This is a genomic window from Kitasatospora sp. NPDC057198, assembly GCF_042670125.1.
In the GTDB taxonomy this organism is placed as follows: Bacteria; Actinomycetota; Actinomycetes; order Streptomycetales; family Streptomycetaceae; genus Kitasatospora.
In genome coordinates, this window is record NZ_JBHUWH010000643.1 from 1 (window position 1) to 3,519 (window position 3,519).

Here is a 3,519-nt window from a genome sequence, read left to right on the forward strand (position 1 = left end):
CAAGTACATCCAGTACGAGGGCTTCCGGCCGGCACGCCGATAGCACGCACCGGACGCCGCTCCTTCACGGCAAAGGTTGCCTGACGCGGCACTAGGGGAGTGTGCGGGGCCGGGCGGACTCGCGAGGGGATCGTTCCGATTTCGAAACGCCCGGCGGCTCAGCGGCCGGCCAGCGCGTCCGCGGACTTGGACCAGTTGTCGCGCAGCTTGGTGAGGTAGGAACTGGCCTCGGGGCCGGGCTTGGTGCCGCGGGCGAAGGCGAGCATGTTGCCCGCGCCGGTGTTGTAGCCCAGCGCCATCAGCTCGTCGCGGGTCAGCGAGGTGGCGGGGTGGGCGGGCAGTTGGGCGCCCAGGTCGTGCAGGTACCAGGCGGCGGCGCGGACGGCCAGCCCCGGGTCGTCCGGCAGGTCCTCCCACGGACGGTCGGCGAAGGGGCGGCCCCGGCGGGTCTCCTCGTAGGCGGCGCGGTGCATGTTGGCCACGCCGAACGAGGCGCCGGGCTTCATCTTCTGCCAGCTGCGCTCGACGTCCGGCCCGTGCGGCTTGTACGCCTCGTTGAACAGCACCGCCATCACCAGCTGCGGGTTCACCCCGGCCTCGGCCGCGTACCGCTTCACCTCGGGGGCGAAGCGCGGCGGCGAGTAGTCGTCCAGCTGCCCCGTGGCGGCGGGCGCGGGCGAGGGCGAACCGGCGGGGGAGGAGCCGGGGCCGGCGGCGGGGGCGGAACTCGCGGCCGGGGCGGCGGCGGGCGGCGGAGCGGGGTCGCCGCCGCGCTCGTACGCCCAGATGCCCAGGACGGCCAGGACCAGGACCGCCCACGGCCACTTCGCGCCGCGTTCCGCCACCGGTGGCTCCCCTCTGCCCTCTGCCCGTCAGGTCGTGCGCGCCGCCGCGGATCCCGTGCCCACCGGGTGCCCGGCGCCCGGTGCCCGTGTCCTGACGCCGGGCTGTCGCGTTCTGCCGGATGTCGCCCGGTGCCGGGGTGGCGGCCCGTGGGTGAGCTTACGTACCCGGAGCGGATTTGTATGCTTCGGTCGAACCTCTACAACCGTGTAGAGGAACCGGGAGGCGCCCGCCGGGCGTCTGACAGCCCGGAACGGTCGGACGCCGCAGGCACGGTGCGGCAGTGGACGAGAGGTGCCGATGACGGGGCGAAGGACGGCGGGCGCACGCGGCGACGCGCCACTGCGACGGGACGAGCGTGCCGGACGCGCCGGACGCGCCGGACAGGACGGGTACGCCGGACAGGACCGGGACGGCACCGACAGCACCCATCCCGTCCCCGCGCCGCGCCGCCCCCACCCGGACGAGCGGAGCACCCCCGGCCCCGAGGCCGCCGCCCCCCGGCGGGCCGCCCGCCGGGAAGCCGCCCGGGAAGCCGCCCGCGGCCCGGAGTCCAAGCGGATGCCCGCCGCCCTGCCCGCACTCGGCCTGCCGGTGCTCGGCGCGCTCGCCGACGAACTGCTCGGCCCCGGCCTGGGCGCGGTCTACGCCTCCTGCGCCGTCCTCGGAGCCGCCCTGGCCGCCCTGGTGAGCAGCCGGGCCGGCTGGTGGTGGGTCGCCAGCGGCGCGCCCGTGGTGACCCTGGCCGCCGCCTGCGGCGCCGACTACCTGGCCCGCGGCGACCAGTACCACGGCGCCGGGCTCGGCACCGAGGGCCTCAAACTCGTCAGCGCCCAGTTCCCGTGGATGCTCGCCGCCCTCGCCGCCGCCCTGCTGGCCGTCGCCCTGCGCAAGCTCCGCGCCCGGAGGTCCCGCCGTGACTGAACGCCGCGCCCCGCGCCGGGTCGTCCGCCGCCGCCCCACGCCCGGGGTGCTCGCCGGCCGCACCCTCGCCTGCGGCCTCTCGCTGACCGTCCTGGGCATCAGCGGCTTCGCCTGGTACACCACCGAACAGCTCAACGGCGTCAACCGCTCGCACGCCCTCGACCAGGCCAGGAAGAACGCGCCCCCGCACCTCGACTCCTCCGTCAACATCCTGCTGATCGGCCTGGACAGCCGGAAGGACATGGACGGCAACGACCTCCCCAAGGAGTTCGTCCAGGACGAACTGCACGCGGGCTCCAGCGAGATCGGCGGCTACAACACCAACTCGCTGATCGTGCTGCACATCCCGCCCAGCGGGAAGGCCCAGGCGGTCTCCGTCCCGCGCGACGACTGGGTGCAGACGTACAACGCGGACGGCACCCAGGGCAGGATGCACAAGATCAAGGAAGCCTACGGCTACGCCAAGGACGCCGCCGAGGAGAAACTGCGCGCCAAGGGCCTCAAGGGCGCCGCACTGGAGCAGCAGAGCCGCGAGGCCGGGCGCTCCGCCACCATCCAGACCGTGCAGAAGCTCCTCGACGTCCCGATCGACCACTTCGCCGAGGTCAACCTGATCGGCTTCTACGACATCGCCAAGGCCCTCGAACCGATCCCGGTCTGCCTCAACAAGGCCGTCGACGACCCGATCGTCTCCCGGATCACCGACAGCAAGGGCAACGTGACCAGGCCCGGCGGCGGCACCGGGCTGAAACTCCCGGCCGGCGTCAGCCAGTTGAACGCCGCCGACGCGCTGTCCTTCGTCCGGCAGCGGCACAACCTCACCAACGGCGACCTCGACCGCACCCACCGGCAGCAGGCGTTCATCGCCTCCGTCGAGTACAAGCTCAAGCAGCAGGGCGTGATCGGCGACCTCGGCAGGATGCAGGACCTGCTGAACGTGGTCAAGAAGGACGTGGTGATAGACGACCAGTGGCAGATCCTCGACTTCGCCCAGCAGGCGCCCAACCTGACCGGCGGCAACGTCGAGTTCAACACCCTGCCGATCGACAAGTTCGCCACCATCGGCGGCCAGGAGGTCAACCAGGTCGACCCGGTGAAACTCCGCCGGATCGTCAAGCAGCTGTTCGGCCAGCCGCTCGACGCCGACCCGGCCCCCGCCGGTACGACCGGCCCCAGCCCCAGCCCCAGCCCCAGCCCCAGTTCCAGCCCCAGTTCCAGTCCCAGTCCCAGCGAGGCGCCCGCCGCCGACGCCACCGTCGACGTGCTCAACGGCTCGTCGGTGACCGGCGCCGCCGGGGACGAGTCCAAGGCCCTGACCGCCCTCGGCTACCGGGCCGGGAAGACCGGCACCGCCGACACCCACCCCAGGGCCACCACCGTCAAGTACGGCACCGGCGCCCAGGACGCCGCCCGGCAGATCGCCACCCGCTACGGGGTCACCGCCACCGCCTCCACCGCGATCGCCCCCGACCACGTCCAGGTCCTGCTCGGCACCGGCTACACCCCCGCCACCGCCACCCCCGGCGCCGACCCCGCCACCGGCCGGCCCGACCCCACCGCCACCCTGCAGATGCAGGGACCGCCGGTGAAGGCCGGCGGCGTCCCCTGCGTCGACTGAACCGGCCCCTACTGAACCGGCTCCTACTGAACCGGCCCCGGCTGGACCGGTCTCCCCGGCCGCCCGCTACCAGGGCGTGGCGGCCTTCACCAGCAGCAGCAGCGCGACCGCCGCGTTCAGCGCCGAGACCGCCG

3 protein-coding genes are annotated in these 3,519 nt (G+C 73.8%); 2 read left to right on the top strand and 1 reads right to left on the bottom strand.

What is annotated here, in order from left to right; all coding sequences use genetic code 11:
• Nucleotides 1-158: 158 nt before the first annotated feature.
• The gene (locus tag ACFUEL_RS37075; protein ID WP_380242199.1) at nucleotides 159-845 is read right to left on the bottom strand and encodes a lytic transglycosylase domain-containing protein; all 687 of its coding nucleotides are present in this window, start codon (nucleotides 843-845) and stop codon (nucleotides 159-161) included.
• A 298-nt stretch (nucleotides 846-1,143) separates the two neighbouring features.
• Here ACFUEL_RS37075 and ACFUEL_RS37080 point away from each other — a divergent pair, with 298 nt between their 5' ends.
• Together ACFUEL_RS37080 and ACFUEL_RS37085 are read left to right on the top strand one after the other, a co-directional pair.
• Nucleotides 1,144-1,767, top strand: a complete 624-nt coding sequence (locus ACFUEL_RS37080; protein ID WP_380242202.1) for a DUF6542 domain-containing protein — start codon at nucleotides 1,144-1,146, stop codon at nucleotides 1,765-1,767.
• Nucleotides 1,760-3,385 (top strand): LCP family protein, encoded by a 1,626-nt coding sequence (locus ACFUEL_RS37085; protein WP_380242204.1) that lies wholly within the window; start codon nucleotides 1,760-1,762, stop codon nucleotides 3,383-3,385. Before ACFUEL_RS37080 ends, ACFUEL_RS37085 begins: the two co-directional genes overlap by 8 nt.
• The last annotated feature ends 134 nt before the right edge of the window (nucleotides 3,386-3,519 follow it).

Excerpts from the sequence above, each read along its gene's own strand:
- ACFUEL_RS37080 (WP_380242202.1), top strand. The coding sequence starts at position 1,144 with ATGACGGGGCGAAGGACGGCGGGCGCACGCGGCGACGCGCCACTGCGA.